Below are 21,783 nucleotides of genomic sequence, written 5' to 3'. Positions count from 1 at the left end.
CTGCTGCGCCGCCTCGGCCTCCTGCACACGGTCGCCGTGCCCCAGGTCGTCACCGGACACCAGTCTCGCCTGGGGGAGTGGTGGATCCTGGAGCTGGACCACTACTCCGACACCGGCCTACGCCGGGCCGAGCTGGTGCAGGCACTCATCGACCCCGAGCACGGGCTGCCGCTGGAACTGCGCGGGCACCGCGACCCAACCTCCGACGGGGGCCGCGGTCTGGTCCTGTTGAAAGCCCTGGACAATTCCGCCACCCTCCAGCTGCGCTACGACCGCTTCGACTACCGGGTCAAGGCGGAGCGGGCCGAGATGTTCGCGGCGATCCGGCGCCGGATCAGCGCCCTGACAGGCGAGGCCCCGCTCCCGGCGATGCCCGGCTGGCGCGACCACCGATGACACATCAGGGACCACCCTTGTGTCGTCAAGTCCCCTTCACCCGAAGGGATTGCCGTCACCATCCCATCTCCCACGCTCTACACGCGTGCCGTACGGTTTGCGGACTGCGTCTGCCGGGGGGAACGGCAGGCCGGACCGGGGAGGGGACGGCGTCCAGATGGTCGGGGATGAACAGGAGACCTGGGGCGAACACGCGATCTGCCGAACCGCAGATCCGGACGAACTCTTCGTCGACGGCGCGGCCCAGAACCGGGCCAAGGCTCTGTGCACCGGCTGCCCGGTGCGCACCGAGTGCCTCGCCCATGCCCTCGACAATCGCATCGAGCACGGCGTCTGGGGCGGCATGACCGAGCGTGAACGGCGCTCCCTCCTGCGACGCCGACCGCTGGTCACCTCCTGGCGCCGCCTGCTTGAAGCGGCCCGATCAGAACATGAGCGCGTCGCCCGGTCCGACGACGAGCAGCCCTGGAACGCCACGGGATGATCCCCCCCGCTCGCACAATGCCTTCGGAGCCCGCGTCACGGGAATGCGCTCGCCGGACGAAATCGCGAGAATGGCGATGTCAGTGGCGCCTGACAGGATTCACGGATGAAGACCAGCCACGCGCTACGCCACCCCGTGAACCAGCAGCGCCTCGACCAGGCCCTCGGGGACAAGGCGGACCGTGTCCAGGAGCGTTTCGAGGACGTCTACCAACGCCGCTACCCGATGCGCGTGATGCTCGAGGAACTCGGCCACGAACTGCTCGACCACGTCGCAGCGCGCACCATCCAGGACCCCGGCCTCGATGACAAGCGCACCCGCCTCGCCCTGCTCACCGCTGCTGAATGCCGCCTGGGCGTGCTGGACCTGGGCTGCACCCCCAGAGGCGACTGGGAGATCCCCTTGCCTCTCACTGGGACACGTCTGACCAGCGAGGAGCTGGACTACGACGAGATGCACGACGCGACCGACACGGTCACCGCGCGCGCATGGATCGACGCCTTCGACATCTGCGGCGCCAGCGGTCTGGTGCAGGACTGGGAACGGGTGATCGGTCTGCTCCTGCGCAACGACTTCGCACCCGCACTGCGCAACAACCTGCCCCACGCCGGCCGGGACTCCGTCTCCGCACCGGACGACCTCGCACACATGGACGCCCTGTGCGGCTACCTGACCCCGGCCCGCGGGCACCTGCCCCGCGACTGGCCGCAGCTGACGCTGACCAAGCCGTCGACGGACGAGCGACTGGACGCGGCCCTCGCCCTGGACGCCGCCCACGCGGTCAGCCCCGATCAGCGCCTGCTGCGCGTCCTGCTCGCCGACGATCAGATCGCGTTCGAACGGGCCTTGGACGAACGACTGGCGCAGCACCGTGCCGGTGTCGGTGAAAATTCCGCGCCCGGGAGCCTGCTTCCCCTGGGCGCGATCGCCTTGGCCGCACTTGCCGTACAGGTGCACGGCTGGGACCTGCAGACCAGGTCCGCCTACCTTCCGACCTCGCTCTTGAAGCCACCTGCCCCTGTCGGCTCCTGACCTGAAACGCCGATCAGCACGGCCGTTGCCCGGCCGCCGAGCTACACCACGTCCACCTCCGCGTCGACGTACCCGAACTCGCGGGCCATGCGCACCAACGCCTCCCGAAGCAGGCTCTTGCGCTCCGCCCGGCCCATGGCCGGCGCTGCGATGATGGTCACAGCCATCCGCGATCTGGGGCCTCCGTCGTTGGAGCCGAGCGGCGCCAGATCGACGAACTCGTCCAGGACCGGCAAGACGCCGTTGTCCGCGGGCTGTTCGCACGTCATCCGCAGTTCGGTGGTGGGCGGGGCGGCCCACGACAGCCCGGCCACATCGCCGACGACATCGGGCAGCAGCTCAGCAGCAGTCTCCCACGCGGCGAGCAGCACGGCCTGGACCTCGTCGAAGCCCAACTGCGTTTCCCAGCCGGGGCCAAGAGCTGCTGCCCACGTCTCCGCGTCCTCGATCAGGACGTCCGCGCAGGCCACCACAGTGGACTCCATCGTGGTGGGCAGGGCGAGCCTGACGGATGCCTTCAACGCCGGGCCGCCGTGCGATCCCGCGATCGTGCACGAGTAGCCGACAGAACGGGCCGAGTTGCCGAAGGGCCCCCGTTCCCAGCGAGCGGCGGGCAGATCCGCGCCTCGGCGCATGGACAGCATCGTCACCGCCCCGGCCACGGCGCTGTGCGGAAGCTGCTGCTCAAGCAGCGTGCGCCGGGGTTTGCTGATCTCCAGCCGGCCTGCCTCGGCCCAGGGCAGGTTCACCACGGCGCGCAGGCGCAGCGCCGGCGTCTGGCCGGAGGTCCCGATCTCGGCCGACCGGCCCTGGTGGAGGCTGAAGCGGGGGAGCGGCTGCCACCGCCACACACCGCGCCCCGAACACGTCATGCGGCCCGCGCCCCACGATCCGCCATCGACGTCCACACTCCGTGAGTCGGCCGCGATCACCCACGGGGTGTCCGTGCCCGCGGGCGGGCGGGGCAAGCCGATGGCCGCGAGCGGGCTCTGGCCCGGTGCATGCCGGCCAGCTTCGACGATCGCCTGCCAGACGGGCACGGCGACGACGACCGGAGGGCATCCGACCACCAGGCACAGCACCCAGCCAGGCTCGCCGTCCCGTTCGTGGTGCAGATCCTGCAGAGCCGCCGAGCCCTGCGCCCACGCCTCTCCGGCCGGCTGGCCCAGCCCCGCTTCGGCCAGTTGCTCGTAGGCCACACGCATCTCCCGCTCGCGGTCGGGCAGGCCCTGCCCGACCCGCGGCCCGTCACCCGGCCCGGCTTCCGAGACGGCATGCCGTACGAGCTCGATGAGGGCCTGGGCGGTGGGCATGCCCAAGGCCCGGACACCGGCGGAGAGCAGCTGCTGGATCTCGCTCCGTGGCAGCCAGTACGTGCTATCGCCGTCCCGCATCGGCACGGCGACCGTGTCCGTGCGCGGCGAACCGGGTTTGCCCACCGGCGCCGGCACGACGAAGAGCGTGTCGACTGCCTGGGCGGGTACGTCGATGAACAGCACCCGCTCGCCGTCCGCCCCGGACCATCCGATCCGCACGCCGCGAGGAGCCGGTGTGATCCGTTGACGGATCAGCTTGCGGATCTGGTCCACGTTAACGGCGGCCGGATCGACTCCGACGATGTGCGCCAGGACCTCCTCGTCGTGGTCGGGGCGGGTGGCGATGCCGATGACGATGACCCCGCCGCCCCCGTTGGCGAACGCCGCGACGTCCTTGGTGAGCTCCTCGACCGCCTTGTGGTCCGCCAGCTGGTACGGGCCGCTCTTCGCGTCGACCCACTGCGTCTCGCGCAATCCGAGCAGAGAGCCCGGCTCCTGGGCGTCCAGCGCGGCCAGCACACCCTTCAGATCCTTCACCATCCCGGCAGTATCCACCGCTACACACCGCGGGCCACCAGATCGGAAGTTCACGCTTACGCACGGCCGCTAATCCGTCGTCCGGATCCGCTTACAAGAAAGGTCGGGCGGTCAGGTGTCAGCCATGTCCGGTTCTCGTGCTTCACGGGTGCCGGGCCGCAACGCCGGGCAAAAGTGGGGGCCGCAGACAATCCGGGCCGGTATCCCGGCCTGGGGGGGATGTACTGACGGCCTTGGGGAGGGGACGGCACGACGCCGTTCACACGGAACGCACCCGACGACGACAACGGCCAACCGAACCAGCGGCGATGGCTCCAACAGCCAGCAGGAAACGCCGAGTTCGACCGGGCGGAGTTCATCGACCGTTGCGCGGTACTGCGGTGGGACACAGACCGCGGCGGCGTCGCGCTTGTGCACTCGATGGTCGACGGCAACGCCGCCCCCAAGATCGCCGCCGGTGCCTTGCGACGACACCACGGTGCACGCCTGGCCGACAGATACGCGTGCGTGGTCGTGGCACAGACCAGTACCCAGGTGAGCCAGCCATGGGTGCCCGCCCTGCGGGCCTACGACGTTAAAGGGGGCGACCAGCCGTACTACGCGACGTGGGCCGAACTGGCAGCCCTTCTCGGACAACCTGCGCCGTACTGGTTCCACGCGCTGCGCGACCGCGACGCGATCGCCGCCTGGCGGCCGGGCGCATCGCCGGCGGTGGTGCCCGCGCACGACATCGCCACCCCGGTCACGGCGCTGACGGAGCTCGCCGCGGACGAGCCTGACGGGTCCCCGGCGGCCGAGCTGTGCTGGTACCTCGCTCGCGAAGTCCGCATGCTCGGCCACGCCTCGACCACCCGCTACATCGCCGAACTGCGCAAGAACGCGGCCGACGGCGGCGACGGTGCACACCTCGTCCTTGGCGCGGTACCGGCTCCGCTGCTGCGCCCCGCACCCGAGGAGCCGACGGAGATGGTCCGCCGAGCCGGCTGGCTGAGCATCACCGAACGCCACGATGCCCTCGCCCACCGCGTCGCTGCCTTCGCGCAGCGCTGGGACGGTGGAAAGGACTGGCACACCGGAGCCGTGGTCAGCGTGCGGCCGGACGCCTGCGCCACCCCCGCGAGTGGGCCAAGCGCCTGGTCCCGGCAGCTGCCGACCAACCACCGACCGTCCTGGAGAAGGTACTGCTGGCCAACGACCGAGAGACCGACGACGACGTCCTCCTCCACGACCCCGTCGCCGGCGTCCCCGTGCTGCAGCGCGCCCCGAAACTGGCACTACGGACCTGTCCACCTACACACTGCAGCGCCTGCCGACCCACTCGCCGCTCGCGGCCCTCGTCCTCAGCGCCGGAACCTGCTGGATTCGTACCGAAGACCAGACCTTGTGGCTGGCACCGGAACGGGACGGCTGGGGCATCGGCTACGGCTACTCGGGCAACGGCTGCCACACTCTCGCCCGCCTCGCCGATGTCCTCCTCGACGACATCTCCGCCCCCGCGGTACGCCCCAACGACCCCGCGGCACCGCGGGCCCTGTTCGAGCTCCTGCGCGACGCCCCCGGCACGGCGACCTACACCCGGGCGCAACTGCTCGCAGCCCGGGCCGGATAACAACGTCGGCCTTGCCCGCATGCTGAAGCCCGACGGGGCACCATGAGCAGTGCACCGCGCCTTCCCGTCTGAAGAGCACGGTGGGCCCCTCGTGCTGAAGAACCAAGGAGGGGCCCGCCCCGCTTCCGCCCGGCCCGAGCCGGGCGGAAGCGGCCCGAACGCGGCCGCGCCCCCGTCTCCGGGATACCTGCGTACGAGACCGTCGCGCGCTGGCGAAGGATTGTCAGCCGGTCGAACTAAGCTCCGAAGCATGAGCACCCCCGCCCCAGAACCGGACCCGTTCGACCCACAAAACTTCCCCGCCGACCTGATCGCAGCCCAGCGTCAGGTGGCGGATCTGTACGCCGCCCTCCGCGCCCACCAGGCGACGCTCCCCTGGTCCCGTGAGCCCCATCCCGGCTGGCAAGACGAGACGGAGCGAGGAAGGGAACGGTGCGGCCGACCCGCGTCGCCTGGCTGGACGCCCGACGAGGCCACTGAGTTCGACCGGCTCATGGAGGAGCTGCGCGCGGCCACAGCGCTGGTGCAGTGCCACACGTGGTGGGCGCGCTGCGAACGGGAGGGCATCAAGGGAGCGAACATGGTCGCCGCCCGTCAGGCCCTCAAGCACGCGAAGGGCGCCGTTCCGGAAGGCGCACCCCTCGAGCAGGTCGACGTCCGTCCAGCCGCCTGAACCGGCTGCAGGCCTAGTCCTTCCGGCCGAACCTCAGAGCAGTCAAGGGGTACAGGGCCCCGCATCAGCGCGCCCTCTTCGAACGCCACGTCGTAGCTGTCCGCTCCTTCAGCCTCTACCTGGCGCCCTCAGCCCGCGGTGGGCCCCGCCCGCCGTAACGGTTGGCTCTGAGCGGTCCGAGGTGCCGGGTGGCCGTGGCTATTGCTGCTCGGCACGCTTCGTGTCCGCGACCTCCTGGCGGGTCGCGAGCAGACGGCGGGCGCTCTCGACTGCGGCGTCGGCGTCAAGGTGGCGGACCAGCCGCCACTGGTAGGCGTCGTACCCCTCGGTTCCCTCCCAAGGCCAGACAATGAACACCAGCCGGTTCCAGGACGTCTTACGCGCCTGGAGGGTGTCGGGCTCCTCATCCTCGAAGCACTCGTTGAGCGCGTCGAGGTGCACGCCGACGGCTTCCTTCAAGGTGCGGGCCGCGCGTTCCTCGGGGCTGCCCGCAGGATGCTTTGCGCGGAGTTCCTTCACGCGCTCGTCCAGAAAGACGCCGATGGCCTTGGCGTGCTCCGGCTTCAGATCGTCGGCGTTGAACGGGGCGGGGCGGGGCTCGTCATGGGCGAAGTACTCGAGCACGGGCTGGCTTTCCTTCCTGTCGTGACGCGTTGCGACGAATCGTCGGAGGGAGGAAGTTACCTGACCCGGTCACCTCTATAGGCGGATCCCGGACGACTGGCGGTGAGGTTGGCCAGAAGTAGCTGCACGAAGGGGGTTGCCGCACATGTATAAAGAAGACAGGTCTAGTGCTGTGCAAAGTGTGCAGCACTCGAAGTGAAACGAGGAATCAGCCTTGAGTCACGTTCTCCCGCTCGCCAACGGCCTGCGCACCGACCACCCAGTGCCAGGGCTGCCCTTCATCGACGACTCCCACATCCCGCTCGACGAGGGGCCGGAGGCCATCGAGGCCATCGGCCGTAACCGGGGCCCGGGCATGTGGGGCCGCTTCGACATGGACCGCTCCGACAAGAGCTGGCGGGCCTTCACCACCGACCCGCTCAACCACGCGCTCGGCTGGGCGGTGCGCTACCACCCCAAGCACGGCCGGACCGTGCTGCTCGTGCACGACGGCGAGACCTCCGGCTTGCACACCGAGTGGGACGGCGAGGCGCTGCTGTTCCGCGCCGGCGGCTACTGGTGGAACGGCGAGACGTGGTTCCGGCCCGGCCAGGTCTGGGATCCCGTCGCGCAGGACTACGAGCGGCGCAAGGCCCGCATGGCCGTCACCGTCACCGCCGTCGACCTGCTCGACGGCCGCGCCGAGGCGGCCAAGGCGTACGTCGGCAAGGTGGCCACCTTCGACCCGGAGACCGCGCGGCCGGACAACTGGCCCGACCACCTGGCGCTGTGGGCGAAGCACCACCAGGAGCAGGACGACGCCCTGCCGCTGGAGCGGTGCGTGGTCGACCTCTCCAGCCCCGAACTGACCGGGGCTCAGCTGATCGGCGCCCCGGAGATGGCGGAGCTCGGCGGCATCACCGCCTCGACGCTGCGCGCCTACATCTCGCGCGGCAACAGCGAGGTCCCGCGTCCGCAGGCCGTCATCGGCGGCCGCGACCAGTGGGCCCGGGCGGTGGCCGACGACTGGGTGGAGGCCCGAAAGCGCTCCTACACCGGGGTCGGGGAGGCGATGGCCGCCGGTGACCGCGACGCCCTCTCGCCCGGCGCCGCCGAGGTGCGCGACCGGTTCACCGCCGACTTCCAGCACGCCCTGTACGACCGGCCCGACGTCCGCAAGCGGTGGGTGCTGCGCCACCGCAACAAGGAGTCCGTCACCCAGATCGCGGGCGAACTCGCCTGGTCGGTGGCCGCCGGCCTCGACCAGATCGTCCCCACCGAACACCTCGGACGCACCGTCCGGGCCGCGGTGCTGCACGACTTCGCCGAGACCGTCGAGATGTTCGCCGACACCGAGGACGGCGACAAGGACGCCGAGGCATCCCCGCAGTGGTGGCACCTCAACCTGACGCCGTCGGTGGGCAAGATGCTCGACTGGTACATCCGCTGCTTCCCCGGCGAGGCGTACGCCACCCTCGGAGAGATCCAGCGCCAGGCCCACACGACGTGGAACATGCCGGCGGCGGACACACTGAGCGCCCTGCGGTCGGCGCTCTCGCTCGACGGCGAGCTGACCGAGCAGCAGCGTGAGACGTACTTCGCCCTGCTCGAACCGCACGAGGACACCGACTGATTCTCGCCGCCAGATACAGGGGCCGGAGCCAATGACTGTGGCTCCGGGCCCCTGCCGCGTGACTGTAGCGGGCGAACGAATCCCGCACGGCGATGCCCAGCTCAGGGCAGGCTCGCCCTGGCCCGGGTAGACGCCCTAGCCTGCCAAGGTGACCCCGATGGACATGACCGATCCGGACGCAGCCTGGGGCGGATCATCCCCAAGGTGCTGCGCGGATTCGCCGACGCCCACCCGACGGGGCGTGTGCGGATCATCGGCGAGCCGATCTGGGCCGGGCGCGGTGCGATCGAGTACCCGGCGTGCGCGCAGCACGAGGCGCTGATCAAGGCCGCGTTCGAGGGCCGGGCGGTGACGATCCTGTGTCCCTGCGACGAGGTGCGGCTGGACCCGGAGGTGATCGCTGATGCGAGGGTCACCCACCCGAGCGTCATCAGCGGGGACGGACGTGGGTCGGGCAGCGACGTCTACGACTGGCAGACGGTCGTCGATCGGTACAACCAGGCGCTTGCGCCTGTACCGGGCGCCACGGTGGTGAGGACCTTCCGGCGGTCCGCCGGTTCGCTCTCGGTCAGGCGATGCGGCTGGCATGGCCGGGGAGCGGCTGATGGATGTGGAGCTGGCGGCCGCGGAGCTGACGACCAACAGCGTGGTCCACGGCGGAGGCCACGGGACACTCGCCATCTGGGCCGAGCAGGGTCCGGTGTGTGAGGTCCGCGATGCGGGCCGGCTGACCGATCCGCTGGCCGGCCGCCGCCCGCCGACGCGCGGCCAGTTGGGCGGCCGGGGCCTGATGCTGGTCCACTACGTGGCCGACCTGGTACGCATGCACACCGGCGACGACGGCACGACCCTGCGGTTCTACCTCAGCCTGTGACAACGCGTGGGCGGCCACCTGTCCGGGTGACCGCCCGCCCCGCTCGTCCCAACGGCTTGTATTTCTGCCAGCCCCCGCACGGTCGAGGAGTTCTCTGAGCCTTTGGTACAGCGATGGTGTCAGCGGGACTCGTCATAGGGGTCGCGGCTGCCGGACTTGGCCAGGCCTCGGCTGATCATGTAGCCGACAGTGAGGACCACGATGTAGAGCCATGCCTTGTCGGCGCGGAAGTAGTCGGCGTGGCCTTCGTCGTCTCCCACGACCATGGAGGCGATCAGAACCGCGACGACCGCGGCGATGTAGGCGAAGAACTCGGTGGTCTTGAAGGCGGCCTTCGTTTCGGTCGACAGCCGGCGCGGCCGGTGAGCGGCCGCATCGGTGCCCGCGTGGTGGCCTGCGTTGCCGACCGGATTCACAGCGCTCATGAGAAGGCACCTTTCTTGTTCATCGGAGCGCCTGATGCGCTCCGCGGGTAAGGAACGCGTCAAGATCGACGCGGCATCTACTGAGTGCCCACGTACAGCTGATTAAACAAAGCGTAAGCACATGGACATGACATCCCTGCGGGTGTGGCGTGCTGGTACCCGCGATCCACCGGCTTGCGCCGGCTGCCGGGTTCGAGGTGCTGCGTGAGGTTCCCAGCGCACCAACATCAAGCTGCATACGGTGGCCGAGTCGGTGGTTGCCGGGGCGCTGGAGCAGCCGCTGCCGGAGCCGCTGGGGCGGGAGCTGGACGCGGCTGTGCACCGGCGGTCACTCCGGCAGGAGACCTCAGACGGGGAAGCCGGCTAGAACGCTGCGGCCGGGCACGCCGCGGGTCAGGCGGTCAGGGCCTGCTCGACGGTGGAATGGGAGCCGATGACCTGGTCCAGGCCGACCAGCTCCAGGACTCGCAGCACCGACGCCTGGGCGCCGGCCAGACGCAACCACCCCTGAGCGCCGCTCATCCTCTGGTGGGCGGCGACGAGGACGTTGATGCCGCTGGAGTCCATGAAGGTCACGCCGCTGAGGTCCACCACGGTCCGCGGCGCCGTCACGCCGTCATCGGACAGCAGGGCCTTGCTGAGCACATCCTTGACATCGTGGTCGATCTCGCCGCGCACGGTGAGCACCCGGATGCCGTCGACGGCGGTGTGGTCGATCGACAGGCCGGACCGGGCCGCTCCGTGGGTGTCTGTCACCGTGTCCTCGGCTGCGCTCGCTGGTGGGGGACTCAAGGCTCCGACGCGATAGTGCGCCGATACCCCGCCTCGATGTTACGGCGAACACGTGTGCGGTCCGTTACGCGGGCCTCACGGGACATGTGCGCCATAGTGCGGGGTACGCGCGGCGTGTGAACGGCGGGGAGCAAGGGTGGACCCGGCGAGAGCAGTCCCCGATGGCGAGGGCGGTGTCTGACGCCCCTCCGATACAGGAGACCATCGCTCTCTGGACGGTGACGGATCCTGCATCGCCGAGGCGCGTCACCGCGCGGTGGACTTCCCTGCCCGCGTCCAGGCCGAGTACGGCCTGCCGGTGTCCGCACGCGCCATGGACCTGACGCAGCTGGTGGTCAGCGAGCTCGTCACCAATGCCCGCAAGTACGCGCCCGGACCGGTGCTGATGGAACTGCGGTCGGGGACCTGGTGGAAGTGGTCGTGTGGGACAGCGCTCCGGTCCACCCGGTGGCCCGGATCGCTGACGCGGGCCGTCGCCCAGAGCTACGAGGTCCACCGGGAGCCGGTCGGCAAACGCATCACTGCCTGCAACGCCCTGCCCGACGACCCGGGTGGTCACATCACCGGACGCCGCCCCCAGTAGCAGCCCAGCGTTCCCCCCTGTCCTCACTGTCCTTTCCTGGCGGGCCTGCCGTGAAGCAGCGAGGGGCACGGGGCGACGACGGGCCGCTGGGACTGGGGCGGGGACTCATGGGCGACTCCTCTACAAGCGCGACCCGTGGTGCTGGTCGCCCGAGTTCGGCTTTCACTACTGGCGCACCCTCCCGCACCGCCGACGGGGATCACGGGAGGAAGTTCGTCAGCTACAAGGGATGCAGAACGGCAGGCCCTCCGGCTCGGTGCGGGGCTGGGGCATCAGCTCAGACCCGATCACGGACCCGACCACGACGTCAGGGTGGGCGTGTCCGAAGTGACACTCAATTCGAACAGGCGATCTAATGTCGGTATGGACGTGACCGACTTCCCCGACGACCTGGTGCAGACGCAAGCCGCCTGGAACGCCACCTACAACGCGCTCGCCGGACCCCGCCCCCGGGACACCGCCACGCTGCGCCGCCGCCTGCTGTTTCTGTCCGTACGGCTGTGGTGGCACCCCTACTGGGAGACCGTTGCCTCGGTGCCGGCCGCGCGCTGCGAGCTGCGTCAGATGGCCCGTGCCCGGGGAGCCGTCCGGGCCGCGTGACCGGCCGCCTCGGATCGACCAGGAGCACTGGGTTGGGGCAAGGGTCGACACTGCGGCGTGCTTCGTCGACGATTCGGTCCACGCGCAGGACGCCGGCCGGCAGGCCGACTCGTTGGAAGAGCTGCTGCGCTACGCCCACGCTGATCGGCGGGCCGGAGTCGTCGACGGCGGTGTTGCGGGTGACGAAGAGGTGGGGGCCGGAGCTGTCGGGCCAGCGCCGGTGGCGCTGGAGTTGCCGGCTCCCTACAGGGCCCCGCCGAGGCCTACCCTGCCCCCCCGCGTGGCCACCTCGGTGTCGTTACCACCTGGCGTCGCTCTCCTCCTCCATGGTTGTTACGTGTCCGCATCGGGATTACATGGCGGGTGGCGTTACGTGTTGGGTAGGGTGAGTCTTGTTGGTGGCGGCCCGGGAGGGAACTCGGGTGCGCTGGTACGTGGGGTTGTGCCTGTGGCTGTGTCCTGGCCCGCTCGACCGAACTCGCTGCCTGCACGCACCGTGCTGCTGGTTCGTGGAGGCGGGGCGTGGTCGTGTTCAGCGCCTGGTCGCTTACCGGCCGGTCGGTGCCGCGCTTGCGGGGCTGTTCCGCTTCTCGTGTCTGGAGATCCTGATGTCTGCCCGCTCTGCTGTCCCCGAGCCGTCCGCAGCCGAGCCCACAGCGCAGGGGACCGGTGAGACTGCCCATGGTGGTGCCGCCGCTGCGCTGATGCCGGTTGAGGGGCCGGAGGTGTTGGGGGTGACCGAGGCGCGGAACCGGCTGTATGAGCTGGTGGATGCGGCGCGGGACGAGGGCCGGGTGACGGTGATCGTGAAGCGTGACGGGAAAACGCACCGTACCTACCGTGCTGCGCTGATTCCCGTGGACCGACTGGATGGCTCAGGGCGGATGCGGCTTGAGAGGTGGCCGTCGTGGGCGCGCACAGCGGCGCGGCCAAAGCTCGGTGACCGGGTGATGGATGCGGCCGGCCGACCGGGTATGCCGCAGGTGCTGCTGGATCGCATGACACCGGTTGCGGTCCTGGTGGATGCCACTCTGGTCCCGCCCGGCGACGTACCGGTCGCCGTTCCTCCCGGCGACGCATCGGGTGCTGTTCCCGTCGGCGTCGCGCCCGCACCGGCCCCGGCGTGGGCGGACGCCGCGCAGCTCCCCTCTGGCGTGTCCGCAGCGCCCCTTGCCCCCGAAGTCGCTGGAAAGGGCGAGTCCGCGGCCGCGGGGGAGGCCGCTGCAGCCACTGGGAGGCCGGTCCCGGCCTCCGCCGCTGACATGGCCTCTCCCACCGGCCAGGAGGCAGGCCGTACGACGGCTTCGGCCACGGCTGCCGAGGCCGCCCCGGAGCCCCAGGCTTCAATGCGTGCGGCCGAGGCCCCGGCGACTGCACCGGCCGCGGGTGGTGGTCGTCGTCGGTTGCATGGTCTGGGGGAGGTTGCCGGTCTGGCGCTGACGGAGGCTGTCGCGCCTGTGGTGGTGCCGCGGTTCGGGTTCGGTCTGCGGGCTCTGGACGCGGTGTTGGGGAGTCTGCCGGTGGGGGTGTTGACGGTGGTGGCGGCGGAGCCGTACGCGGGCGGCTCGCTCCTCGCCGTTCATGCTGCCCGGCATACCGCGCTCACCCACGGCCTGCCGGTGCTGTATGCGGCGTCGGGGTTGTCGCGGATGGATGTGGCGATGCGGGTGGTCGCGGCGGAGGGCGGGCTGGACTACCGACGGCTGCGCACCGGTGATCTGACCGCGGACGAGCAGCAGGCTGCGGCCGTGGTTCAGGCCCGGCTGGCCGCGGCTGATCTGCACGTCGACGACGGCACCGGTCTGACCGCGGAGTTGATCGCGGAGACCGCTCCGTACGTCGACGGCCTGGCCTTGGTGGTCGTCGACCGTTTCCAGCAGGCGGCCGATCCGTTCGTTCCGTTGTCCGGGTCGGCTCTGCCGGAGGCGGCGCGGGTGCTGGCGCATCTGGCCCGTAGCCGGAACGTGCCGGTGGTGGCCGTGCTGGACACCACCGATGCCGAGGTCCTGGCCGGGCTGGATGCCGCGTACCTCACGCTGACCCTGACCCGTACCGACAACGACGCCCACGTGATGGTGTCCGAACGTGACTTCGGGGAGCTGGTCAGCGTGCCGCTGCGCGCCGACCTCGCCTCGGCCCGGTTCGCCGACGCGCCCGTCGGCCCGCAGGATGTGAAGGCCGCGTATGTGTTCGGCGGCGCGGAGGGCGAGCAGGTCACCGCCGGCCCGGATGACACGGTCCGCGCCTCTCTGGAAGCCCATGCGGGGGTCCAGGAGCCGGACGACGTGCACACCGTGCTGTCCGCCGCCCTCGAAGACACCTCTGCTCCCGGCTCGCTGTCCGGTACGGCCACCCCGGCCGCGGCGACGTCGGTGCCGCCGGCCACCGGGGCCGCCCCGGCCGCAATGACGTCCCCGGCAGCCGGGGCCGCCCCGGGCGTGGCCCTGCAGCCGGCCGCCGCGCACCAGTCGGCGCCCGCGGCACCCGACCCGGCCGTGGGGGAGGGCTTCGCGACGGCGGAGGCTGAACTCCTCGACGCCGCTCTGCCGTTCACCTCCGGCGCCCGGCATGGGCTGTCCGCCCGCCTGAACGGCGTGCTCGCCGCGCTGCGCGAGGCCTCCACGACCCCTGGCCGCGCGGGTGAACTGCCGGGCCTGCGCGAGATCCTGGACGGCCTGGCCGCGCGCCGCCCGCTGGTGCCGTCCACACCTGAGGGCGTACGACTCGGTGCGGCCCTGGCCGCGTTCACCGCCACTCGCCGAACCGCCCCCACCACCGTCCCGGTCCCGGTGGCGTCGGCCGCGCTGCAGCAGGCCCCCGTCCCGGGCACGCCTCAGGCGGGCCCCACCCCGGCCGGGACGCCGGACCTTGCCGTCGCGGAGGCCGAACTCCTCGCCGCCGCCGGGCCGTTCCTGACCGGCAACGAGCACCGTTCGGCGCTGTCGGTCCATGGGCAGCACGTCCTGGCCCACCTGCGTGACGCTCTTGCCGCCGGCCACGTCCACCTCCTGCCCGATGCCCGGGCCCGTGCCGCCGAACTCGGAGCCCGCCGGCTTCGCCTGCCCCAGGAGCCCGCTGCCGAGCGGCTGCGCGCCGCCCTGACGGTCTACCACCAGGCGGCGACTGCTGCCGGGATCACCCCGCAGGCTCTCCCCGCGCCCGCGCCCGCGCCCGTGCCCGCCGCGGCCCCGCCGACGGCGTCCCTGACGGTCACCGAGCCTGCTTCCGCCGCCGAGCCCACGGCGGACGCCGAGGCCGCCGGTGCCGCGCCCGGTGCCGCCGAGGAGTCCCAGGCGGCCGATCCGGCCCGCAGGGTGGTGGAGGGGGTGGTCACGGAGGCGCCGTCGGCCTCGTTCAGCGACGACACCCCTCCGGCCGAGGGCACCCCGGGCACCGGCGGCCGCAACTACACCTTCTTCCTCAACAAGATCCGCGACGCCGTCGAACAGGCCCTCGACGAGGCGAACGGCGACGTCGACGCCGCGATCACCGCCCTCAAGAAGAAGGCCGTGCCGGACTCCATGGCCTTGTTCAAACTCACCCGGGTCGGCGCCAATTATGTTCACACCGTTTATCCGCCCGCCCTGGATTTCCTCTCCAAGCCCGGACAGGGCGAAGCCGACGGAATCTGGGAAGGCCGCCACAAGTGGCGCAATGCTCCCTTGCATGAGGCCATCAGGAAGGGCGCGCGCGACCCGCTGGACGTGTTCGGCCTGGACACCAACGCGGCCTACCTGTCCGCCTTCAAGACGCACCTGCCCATCGGCGCGCTCAAGCACGACCCCACCGGCGGCTTCGACCGCCGCCGCGCCGGGGTCCACCGCGTTGACCACTTCGAATGGCCCCACGAGCACCTGCCCAGCCCCATCGGCAACCGCAAGGAGCCAGGCCCCTACCTCCTGGACGAGGCCACCGTCCGCCTCCTGATCCGCTGCCACGAACTCGAACTGAGCGAGGCGCCCCGGATCCTGGAGTCGTGGACGTCCGGCGCATCCGAAGCACTCCTGGAAAAGTTCCGCCGCGTCCTGCAGCAGGCCCGCCAGATGGCGATCGAGAAAGAGGACTCGGCCACCGAGGAATACGTCAAGGCCATGTACTCCCGTTTCACCTCAACGATCGGTGAATCAGGAAAGAACCGCGAACTCCGCCGACCCGAGTGGGTTCACACCATCCGCTCCCAGGCGTTCGCGAGCCTCTGGCTGAAAGGGTGGAAAGCCCATCAGGCGGGCCTTATCCTGGTCCAGGTATCCGGCGTCGATGAACTCCATGTCGCCGGAGGCGACTGGAAAACAGTCTGGGAAGAGGGACGCAAGCCCACCCAGATGAAGGTGAAGCGCCTTTACACCCTCGGGGGGAATTAACCGATGCCGTACGACAACAGCGGCTGGCGCAACTTCGGCGAATACGGCGCCAACCGCTCCGCCGAGAACGTCCGCGGCGGCAAGGCCCTCGGCCGCGCCATGGAAGACGCCCTGGCCCGCATGATCCTCGAAGGCGGCATCAAGTCCCCCGTCACCTCCGCCCGCGGCCTTCGGGCCCGCCTGAACTACCTCAACAGCGACGCCGGCCACCAGGCCCTGCGCGACGCCGGGATCACCGTCCGCCCCCGCACCCTGAAAAACTGGTTCGCCGGCACCCAGCACCCCAACCCCGCCAACCTCGAGCTCGTGGACACCGCGTACTGGAACCTGCGTACCCAGCGCGTCCTGCGCAACCCCGGCGCCTTCAAACAGCACCTGAACAACCGGGGCAGGGGCACCGCGGTGGAGATCCACCCCGTCGACCAGTCCCTGGTCGACGAACACGCCGTACGCCGCAACCTCATCGGCGAGCAGGCGGTGCGGACCCTGCCCGCGGTGCGTTACATCTGGGACGAGGCGGTCGACGCCAGGGAAGCCGGCGACCAGGGGAAGCTCGAGGAGATCTGGGACGACATCATCAGCGAACTCGACTCCGACTGGGGCGCCTACACCTACGTCTCCTACGTCGGCCTCGGCGCCTGAGAAGGGGTGTGGACGCCCATGTCACCACGCCGGCGCGGCGACGGCCCGCTGATGAACGCCGTCACTCCTGGGCATCCTCGGACCGTTCCTCCTCGGCGCGGTCCTGCTCGGCCGGTACCTCGCCGGGTGAACCCCTTCAGTCGCTGCGGGGCGGGCGGCCGGAGGGCGCGGCTGGCGGCTGTCGTCATGTCGCTGAGTGCGTGGGCTGGTGGCGCCGGCCCTGAAGCAGAACGGCCAGTGCCGATCCTGCTGGCTTATTCCGTGCCCAGCGGGGCTCGTCCGCTCGTTTCGTAGGTACTTCACGCAGGTCAGATGGAGGCGTGGACCTTCCACGGCTCTCCCGATCACGTGGTACGCCCCCAGGATCCGCTCATGTGCTGTCGTCATGGAAGAACGGAATCGGCCCCAGTAGAGGGGGCCACCTGTAGGTGAGTCCCAGAGCCTTGTCCTGCTTCTGTGCCCGCTTCGCAATAAGTGCGCACAGACCTGCAGCCGCTGCGAAGGACTTGCTGGCCGCTGGTTCCGGTATGCAAACAGCCATGAGAGCCGCAGCCGACGCACCATCCGCGATTACGTCCGTCTCTGTCTTGCTGAAGTGAATCTTCGCCGTTTTGAAGACCTTGCCAGATACTTCATACCTCGGCACGATGCCCCCGTTTCGTTCTCGTGAGAGAGCATTCCCATACACGGCGTCTCCAACTCAAGACCTGGGCGCCGAACCGAACCAGTACGGCGCCCGGCTCCGCGTTCTCCCCACCGAGGAGAACGCGTGGCCCTTCCCATCGAGGGCCGGCGAGGACGCCGAAACCCGCCCTGCGGGGATACGGTGGAGCCTGGCCGTCACGTGGCCAGACCGCGCAACCGTGCGGCGGGCACGCGAGTGACACCCTCGGAAGACCACCGCCGTTTGCGGCTGGTGACGATCCTGCTGGCTAATCCGGTCATGCGGCGAGGGAGACGCAGAGGCGGGCCAGGTGGCTGACGCGGGTGCGGTCGAGCGGGTGGCCGTTCCACCAGGCATCGAGGCGGATGAGGTTGAGCGCAAGGGCGGAGAGGATGTGCTCCAGGTGGGTCTTCCGGAGGCCGAGGTAGCGGGCACGTCTTATCCCGGTGACCGCGACGGCCTGGTGGATGGTTCCCTCGATGCCCGCGCGGGTTCCGTACTTGACTCGCCACTGCTCGTCGCCCTGCTGGCGGCGGGCATGGTCGAGGACTTCTTGCAGCTCGCGTGGTTGTAGGGAGAGGGTCCGGCCGCCGGTTTTCGAGCGGGTGCACTGGTCTCGCACCGGGCAGGGGCGGCATGTCTCCTTGTCGAACTTGATGACGATGGCCTTGGTGCCACGCAGGGTGGCAGGGCTCCACCAGGTGCCGGTGTCCCCGCGTGGGCAGGTGGCCTGCCGCTTGTCCCAGTCGATGGTGAACGCGGTGCGGTCGAACCCGGCGCCGGCACGTGCCTGGGGTGAGCTGTTCATCAGGACCGGGGTGACCAGGGTGACCCCGAAGTTCTTCTTCATCCCCACGATCAACTCGGCGGAGGCATAACCGGAATCGAGGAAGTGCTCGGCGGGCAGAAGACCACGGGCGGCGAGCATGTGATGGACCGGTTCAGTCATTTCCGCGTCGGTCACTGTGGCGTCGGTGGTCGCGATGATGGTGATCAAGCGCGGCGGCGGTCCGTCGGCTCCAGGGATGTCGCCTGGCCGGTGGGCGAGTCCTGGTCATCGGTTTCGTCGCAGGACTCACTGATGTGGACGTTGTAGCCGGTCCACCAGGAGTCCTGTTTGAGGCCGTAGCGCGCGTCTGTGTCGTACGGGGAGGCCAGCCGCAGTCTGCCGGGCGGGAGGTCTTTGTTCTCCCGCCGCTTCACCTCCGTCGAGGCTTCGGTCGCGGTGCGATGGTAGTTCCGCACCCACGCCGTGCGCAGGACCTGCACCGCCGGGAGTTCACGCAGCCAGGCCGGCGCGCCAGGGGCATGCACCGCCTCCAGCAGCGCGAACCCGTCCCGGCCGTAGACCAAGGCCATCTCTGGCGCTTGCTCGTGGAAGTCGGCGGATGCCAGGAGTGAATCCGCGGGCCGTAGCGTTCCGGCCCGTTCCCGCACGGGCACCGCCTCGGCCAGCCAGTCCGGAGCCGCGCAGGCCAGTGTCTCCAGCGCGGCCCGCAGCGTCTCCCCGGCCAGCTCCAGCCGGTTCAGATCGCGTACCGCTCAGCCGTCGCTGCGCAGCAGGTCAATGTCGAGCCGGGTGAGGCTCGCGTGGGCGCCTTGACCTAGAATCGAACGTGTGAACGATCAGCCGTCTCGTCTCGACCTGCTCCACTTCGCGCGCCGCGTCGTGGTCCAGCAGGCGACCGCGGCGCTGAACCAGATAGACGGGTGGATCGCCGACGAGGAACGGCGCCAGGGTGAACGCCGACAGGGGGAGCAGCGGCGGCCGCCGCCTCCGGCCTGGCTGATCCAGTACGGCTTGAACCGTGCGAACCTCGACGCCGTCCACACCGGCGACTGCTGGGCCGCGGCCAAGAGCGGCCGGTGCCGACCGGTCAGCCGGGAACAGGCTCTCGATGCCCTGCGGCAGCACGTGGCGCCGTGCGAGCACTGCCGCCCGGACACAGAACTCGGCGTGCTCGACTGACGGCGGACCGGCGCTCACGTGGAAGACATAAGCCGTGTGGATGCTGCCAGAGCCGATGCTCGCGGAACCCGTAGCAGACCCGACACTGCCCGACGGGTGGGCGGGAGAGGCCAAGTGGGACGGATGGCGAGCGCTTCTGTCCTGGGATTCCGGGCGCCTGGTACTGCGCTCGCGCAGGGGCGCGGATCTGGTCCCCGGTTTCCCTGAGCTGCACTCGGGCGCGGTCCAGCTCCCCGACGCGACGGCCCTGGACGGGGAAGTAGTCGTATGGGAATCCGGCAGGCTCGCCTTCGAGCGGCTCCAGGGCCGCCTCCAGCGGCGAGGCGCCGGCGCGGCCCGGCTCGCCGAGCAGTGGCCCGCCCACTACGTGGCCTTCGACCTGCTGCGGCTGGAGGGCACCGACACCACCACCTGGCCGTATCGGCGCCGCAGGGCCGCACTGGAGCACCTCTTCGCTGAGCATCAGCTCACCTCGCCGTGGGCGCTGTGCCCGTCGACCACCGACCCGGCCACCGTCCAGGAGTGGCTGACGAGCTGGACGGCCGTCGGCGTCGAAGGCGTGGTCTACAAGAGGCTGGAGAGCGCATACAAACCGACCGTGAGGGCTTGGAGGAAGTACAAGGCCCGGCACACCGAAGACGCCATCGTTGGGGCGTTCACCGGCTCTCCGGCGGCTCCGCGCACGCTGCTACTGGGCCGGTACGACACCGACGGGCGCCTGCGCTACGTCGGGCGCAGCACGACGCTCCCGCAGGCCTCGGGCAGGGCGGTCGCCGGGTTCCTCACCCCGGCCGGTGACCATCCGTGGACGGGCTGGACCTTCAGCGCAGGATGGGGCTCGCGCGAGAGCCTGCAGGCCACTCTGGTAGCGCCGGAGCTGGTAGTGGAGGTCGGCGTCGACGTCGCACGCGACGGTGCCGGACGCTGGCGCCACCCGGCGCGCTGGCACCGGATGCGCCCGGAGCTGGCGCCCGCTGACACCCCGCGCTTCGAGCCGGGGCCGACAGGCTGAGCGGCCTCCGGGCTGGCTTTGTTCACGTTCAGCAGCAGCGTTTGTCCGCCGGCGGACAGGACCTCGTGGACCATGTCCCGGTCGTCCTGGTGTCCGGCGGCCTGCTTGCTGGCCCACGCCCGCTCGAAGTCCATGTCCGGGTGCCGGACCGTGCTCCTCCTCGGCGGCCGCGCGGCACTCCGGGGCGGTGCACAGCGCCAGGGCGTACGCGAGCACCCCCGGGTGGCCGCCGGACAGCGAGTCCACCAGCACGCTGCCGTTGTGCTCCGGTACGGCCGTGCAGGCGGCGTCCTCGTTCAGCTCGTCCAGCACCATCCGGTAGAGGGCAGGCAGTCCGAACTCCTCGATGAGGGCCGCGCCCCAACCGGTACATGAGGTGTGCGCCACGGCGGCGGTGCCGTCGGGCAGCGTGACAGAGGTGAGCATCATGGCGGTCACTTCCCGTCCGCGGTGAGCCGGCGCAGTGCGCCGGTGACGGCGTCGCCGGAGGCCTCGTCGTCGCCCGCGCGGATGGCGTCGATCAGGGCGAGGCCCGGGGTGTCCGCGCGGTAGACGAGTACGAATGCCTGGTCGTCGGCGGGGAGTTCGGCCGGGAGGGTGTCCACCCGCCGCTCCGGCGCGAGGATGATGCGGGCGGTCCGCACGTCTCCGGCCCGCACGGCGCGGGGGCGGTGCCCGATCCGGTGCGCCAGGTCGTGGGCCGCGTCGTCGTCCTCGGTGCACCCGCCGGGGCAGGGCCGGGGCTGCGGTTCGGCGCCGTGCCGGCGGGCCAGCTCCCCGCACAGTTCCGCGAGCCGCCGCACGCCGAGGGTGCGGGTCTCGCCCGCGGCGACGGAGCGGGCCAGCGTCTCGGTCTCGCGCACCAGGTGCTCGGGCGCCATGTGGAGGGCGTTCGGCAGGTCCAGGTGGGCCCGGCCCTCGGCGGTGAGCGTCGGGGTCATCGCCCCCCGCACCGGGCCCACCCAGTTCGCCATGGTGCGGGTTCTCTCTCCGGGTTACTTGGCGATGACGGTGAAGTAGAGGACGGCGAGGCCCGCCGCGCATAGCACTCCGATCAGGACCCGGGCGCGCAGGACACGCTTTCGCTCGTCCGTCTGGAGGTGCTGTTCCAGGTCCCTAAGTCCGCCGGGGGCAAGGTCCATGTCCTTCTCCCCGGCCCAATCGGCGGCGGCCCTGGCTTCGGCCGACTCGGCGGCGTCGAAGGGGTGTTGTTTCGCTGCGGCGTAGCACTCCGCCTCGTCGCACAGCACGCGGCCGGTCATCGTGACTGCCCCGTCCGTGTGTTCGGTGGTGGCGATGTCCGCCTCGGTCAGTGCGGCGTAGGGGCAGGCGGGCGCCGCTGCGCGGACGCCCTCGCGCACCGCTGCCTCCAGCGTCGGCGGTCGCTGTGCACCGTGAACCGCCGGTCTATCGGCGGCAGGGCGATGGCGACGGGCACGTTCAGCGGCATGCGTCAGTCATCCTCTCGGGTGGTTGCCGTACGGGCGTGCCGGGGCCCGGGCTCTGGTCGCAAAGTGACGTGGCTCGCAAGGCAGTTGGCCCTGCCGTGCTGCGGGCTGCGCGGTACACAGCCTTCCA

19 protein-coding genes and 2 pseudogenes are annotated in these 21,783 nt (G+C 70.6%); 13 read left to right on the top strand and 8 right to left on the bottom strand.

Going from position 1 to position 21,783, the window contains the following annotated elements; translation table 11 throughout:
- Nucleotides 1-36: 36 nt before the first annotated feature.
- The 3 genes from ACFYO5_RS37715 (at nucleotide 37) to ACFYO5_RS37705 (ending at nucleotide 1,912) form a co-directional block, all read left to right on the top strand.
- Nucleotides 37-396: a hypothetical protein gene (locus tag ACFYO5_RS37715; RefSeq protein ID WP_388718250.1), complete on the top strand. Its 360-nt coding sequence runs from the start codon at nucleotides 37-39 to the stop codon at nucleotides 394-396.
- Between the two features lie 157 nt (nucleotides 397-553).
- The gene (locus tag ACFYO5_RS37710) at nucleotides 554-880 is read left to right on the top strand and encodes a WhiB family transcriptional regulator (RefSeq protein ID WP_388718247.1); all 327 of its coding nucleotides are present in this window, start codon (nucleotides 554-556) and stop codon (nucleotides 878-880) included.
- Nucleotides 881-985: 105 nt separating this feature from the next.
- Complete coding sequence (locus ACFYO5_RS37705; protein ID WP_388718245.1) at nucleotides 986-1,912, top strand: Imm49 family immunity protein; 927 nt, start codon at nucleotides 986-988, stop codon at nucleotides 1,910-1,912.
- A gap of 41 nt (nucleotides 1,913-1,953) precedes the next feature.
- Here the strand turns inward: ACFYO5_RS37705 and ACFYO5_RS37700 are convergent, their stop codons facing one another.
- Nucleotides 1,954-3,768 (bottom strand): helix-turn-helix domain-containing protein, encoded by a 1,815-nt coding sequence (locus ACFYO5_RS37700; RefSeq protein WP_388718242.1) that lies wholly within the window; start codon nucleotides 3,766-3,768, stop codon nucleotides 1,954-1,956.
- A 1,378-nt stretch (nucleotides 3,769-5,146) separates the two neighbouring features.
- On the opposite strand from ACFYO5_RS37700, the gene ACFYO5_RS37695 reads away from it, so the two are divergent.
- Both ACFYO5_RS37695 and ACFYO5_RS37690 read left to right on the top strand, forming a co-directional pair.
- Nucleotides 5,147-5,374 (top strand): hypothetical protein, encoded by a 228-nt coding sequence (locus tag ACFYO5_RS37695; RefSeq protein ID WP_388718239.1) that lies wholly within the window; start codon nucleotides 5,147-5,149, stop codon nucleotides 5,372-5,374.
- A 250-nt stretch (nucleotides 5,375-5,624) separates the two neighbouring features.
- A complete protein-coding gene (locus ACFYO5_RS37690; RefSeq protein ID WP_388718237.1) occupies nucleotides 5,625-6,047 on the top strand; it encodes a hypothetical protein in 423 nt (140 codons plus the stop codon).
- Nucleotides 6,048-6,245: 198 nt separating this feature from the next.
- Here the strand turns inward: ACFYO5_RS37690 and ACFYO5_RS37685 are convergent, their stop codons facing one another.
- Entirely contained in the window at nucleotides 6,246-6,671 is a 426-nt protein-coding gene (locus tag ACFYO5_RS37685) for a hypothetical protein (RefSeq protein ID WP_388718234.1), read from the bottom strand.
- Nucleotides 6,672-6,885: 214 nt separating this feature from the next.
- Here ACFYO5_RS37685 and ACFYO5_RS37680 point away from each other — a divergent pair, with 214 nt between their 5' ends.
- Nucleotides 6,886-8,283, top strand: a complete 1,398-nt coding sequence (locus tag ACFYO5_RS37680; RefSeq protein ID WP_388718231.1) for a hypothetical protein — start codon at nucleotides 6,886-6,888, stop codon at nucleotides 8,281-8,283.
- A gap of 171 nt (nucleotides 8,284-8,454) precedes the next feature.
- Nucleotides 8,455-9,157 (top strand): annotated as a pseudogene (locus ACFYO5_RS37675) (anti-sigma factor RsbA family regulatory protein); the annotation flags it as partial.
- Nucleotides 9,158-9,276: 119 nt separating this feature from the next.
- Here the strand turns inward: ACFYO5_RS37675 and ACFYO5_RS37670 are convergent.
- Nucleotides 9,277-9,582 (bottom strand): hypothetical protein, encoded by a 306-nt coding sequence (locus tag ACFYO5_RS37670; protein ID WP_388717636.1) that lies wholly within the window; start codon nucleotides 9,580-9,582, stop codon nucleotides 9,277-9,279.
- A 393-nt stretch (nucleotides 9,583-9,975) separates the two neighbouring features.
- On the bottom strand, nucleotides 9,976-10,338 hold the full coding sequence (locus tag ACFYO5_RS37665; RefSeq protein WP_388718228.1) for an STAS domain-containing protein: 363 nt from the start codon (nucleotides 10,336-10,338) through the stop codon (nucleotides 9,976-9,978).
- 197 nt (nucleotides 10,339-10,535) lie between these two features.
- Here ACFYO5_RS37665 and ACFYO5_RS37660 point away from each other — a divergent pair.
- From ACFYO5_RS37660 to ACFYO5_RS37645, 4 genes and pseudogenes are all read left to right on the top strand, one after another.
- A pseudogene (locus ACFYO5_RS37660) lies at nucleotides 10,536-10,957 on the top strand (ATP-binding protein).
- Between the two features lie 363 nt (nucleotides 10,958-11,320).
- Nucleotides 11,321-11,557 carry a hypothetical protein gene (locus ACFYO5_RS37655; protein WP_388718226.1) on the top strand — a complete coding sequence of 79 codons (237 nt, stop codon included), beginning with the start codon at nucleotides 11,321-11,323 and terminating at the stop codon, nucleotides 11,555-11,557.
- Nucleotides 11,558-11,979: 422 nt separating this feature from the next.
- The gene (locus tag ACFYO5_RS37650; protein WP_388718223.1) at nucleotides 11,980-15,918 is read left to right on the top strand and encodes a DnaB-like helicase C-terminal domain-containing protein; all 3,939 of its coding nucleotides are present in this window, start codon (nucleotides 11,980-11,982) and stop codon (nucleotides 15,916-15,918) included.
- 3 nt (nucleotides 15,919-15,921) lie between these two features.
- A complete protein-coding gene (locus ACFYO5_RS37645; protein ID WP_388718220.1) occupies nucleotides 15,922-16,560 on the top strand; it encodes a hypothetical protein in 639 nt (212 codons plus the stop codon).
- Between the two features lie 941 nt (nucleotides 16,561-17,501).
- On the opposite strand, the gene ACFYO5_RS37640 is transcribed toward ACFYO5_RS37645, so the two are convergent.
- Nucleotides 17,502-18,173, bottom strand: coding sequence for a transposase (locus ACFYO5_RS37640; RefSeq protein WP_388718217.1), 672 nt, complete (start codon nucleotides 18,171-18,173; stop codon nucleotides 17,502-17,504).
- Between the two features lie 44 nt (nucleotides 18,174-18,217).
- Complete coding sequence (locus ACFYO5_RS37635; protein WP_388718214.1) at nucleotides 18,218-18,583, bottom strand: hypothetical protein; 366 nt, start codon at nucleotides 18,581-18,583, stop codon at nucleotides 18,218-18,220.
- A 259-nt stretch (nucleotides 18,584-18,842) separates the two neighbouring features.
- Between ACFYO5_RS37635 and ACFYO5_RS37630 the strand changes: the two genes are divergently transcribed.
- Nucleotides 18,843-19,193 carry a DUF6233 domain-containing protein gene (locus ACFYO5_RS37630; RefSeq protein ID WP_388718211.1) on the top strand — a complete coding sequence of 117 codons (351 nt, stop codon included), beginning with the start codon at nucleotides 18,843-18,845 and terminating at the stop codon, nucleotides 19,191-19,193.
- 40 nt (nucleotides 19,194-19,233) lie between these two features.
- The gene (locus ACFYO5_RS37625; protein WP_388718208.1) at nucleotides 19,234-20,205 is read left to right on the top strand and encodes an ATP-dependent DNA ligase; all 972 of its coding nucleotides are present in this window, start codon (nucleotides 19,234-19,236) and stop codon (nucleotides 20,203-20,205) included.
- Nucleotides 20,206-20,639: 434 nt separating this feature from the next.
- On the opposite strand, the gene ACFYO5_RS37620 is transcribed toward ACFYO5_RS37625, so the two are convergent.
- Both ACFYO5_RS37620 and ACFYO5_RS37615 read right to left on the bottom strand, forming a co-directional pair.
- Complete coding sequence (locus ACFYO5_RS37620) at nucleotides 20,640-21,179, bottom strand: hypothetical protein (protein WP_388718206.1); 540 nt, start codon at nucleotides 21,177-21,179, stop codon at nucleotides 20,640-20,642.
- A gap of 21 nt (nucleotides 21,180-21,200) precedes the next feature.
- On the bottom strand, nucleotides 21,201-21,566 hold the full coding sequence (locus tag ACFYO5_RS37615; protein WP_388718203.1) for a hypothetical protein: 366 nt from the start codon (nucleotides 21,564-21,566) through the stop codon (nucleotides 21,201-21,203).
- Nucleotides 21,567-21,783 lie beyond the last annotated feature (217 nt).

This window comes from Streptomyces sp. NPDC006259, assembly GCF_042870975.1.
Lineage (GTDB): Bacteria > Actinomycetota > Actinomycetes > Streptomycetales > Streptomycetaceae > Streptomyces.
The sequence above is the reverse complement of the archived record's forward strand: the minus strand, read 5'-3'. Positions and strand labels throughout refer to the sequence as shown.

What these genes read in the sequence shown, in the direction of transcription:
- ACFYO5_RS37705 (WP_388718245.1), top strand. Translation starts at nt 986, where the DNA reads ATGAAGACCAGCCACGCGCTACGCCACCCCGTGAACCAGCAGCGCCTC.
- ACFYO5_RS37645 (WP_388718220.1), top strand. Translation starts at nt 15,922, where the DNA reads ATGCCGTACGACAACAGCGGCTGGCGCAACTTCGGCGAATACGGCGCC.
- ACFYO5_RS37635 (WP_388718214.1), bottom strand. Translation starts at nt 18,583, where the DNA reads ATGGCCTTGGTCTACGGCCGGGACGGGTTCGCGCTGCTGGAGGCGGTG.
- ACFYO5_RS37710 (WP_388718247.1), top strand. Translation starts at nt 554, where the DNA reads ATGGTCGGGGATGAACAGGAGACCTGGGGCGAACACGCGATCTGCCGA.
- ACFYO5_RS37620 (WP_388718206.1), bottom strand. Translation starts at nt 21,179, where the DNA reads ATGGCGAACTGGGTGGGCCCGGTGCGGGGGGCGATGACCCCGACGCTC.
- ACFYO5_RS37700 (WP_388718242.1), bottom strand. Translation starts at nt 3,768, where the DNA reads ATGGTGAAGGATCTGAAGGGTGTGCTGGCCGCGCTGGACGCCCAGGAG.
- ACFYO5_RS37625 (WP_388718208.1), top strand. Translation starts at nt 19,234, where the DNA reads ATGCTGCCAGAGCCGATGCTCGCGGAACCCGTAGCAGACCCGACACTG.
- ACFYO5_RS37670 (WP_388717636.1), bottom strand. Translation starts at nt 9,582, where the DNA reads ATGAGCGCTGTGAATCCGGTCGGCAACGCAGGCCACCACGCGGGCACC.
- ACFYO5_RS37640 (WP_388718217.1), bottom strand. Translation starts at nt 18,173, where the DNA reads ATGACTGAACCGGTCCATCACATGCTCGCCGCCCGTGGTCTTCTGCCC.
- ACFYO5_RS37690 (WP_388718237.1), top strand. Translation starts at nt 5,625, where the DNA reads ATGAGCACCCCCGCCCCAGAACCGGACCCGTTCGACCCACAAAACTTC.
- ACFYO5_RS37655 (WP_388718226.1), top strand. Translation starts at nt 11,321, where the DNA reads ATGGACGTGACCGACTTCCCCGACGACCTGGTGCAGACGCAAGCCGCC.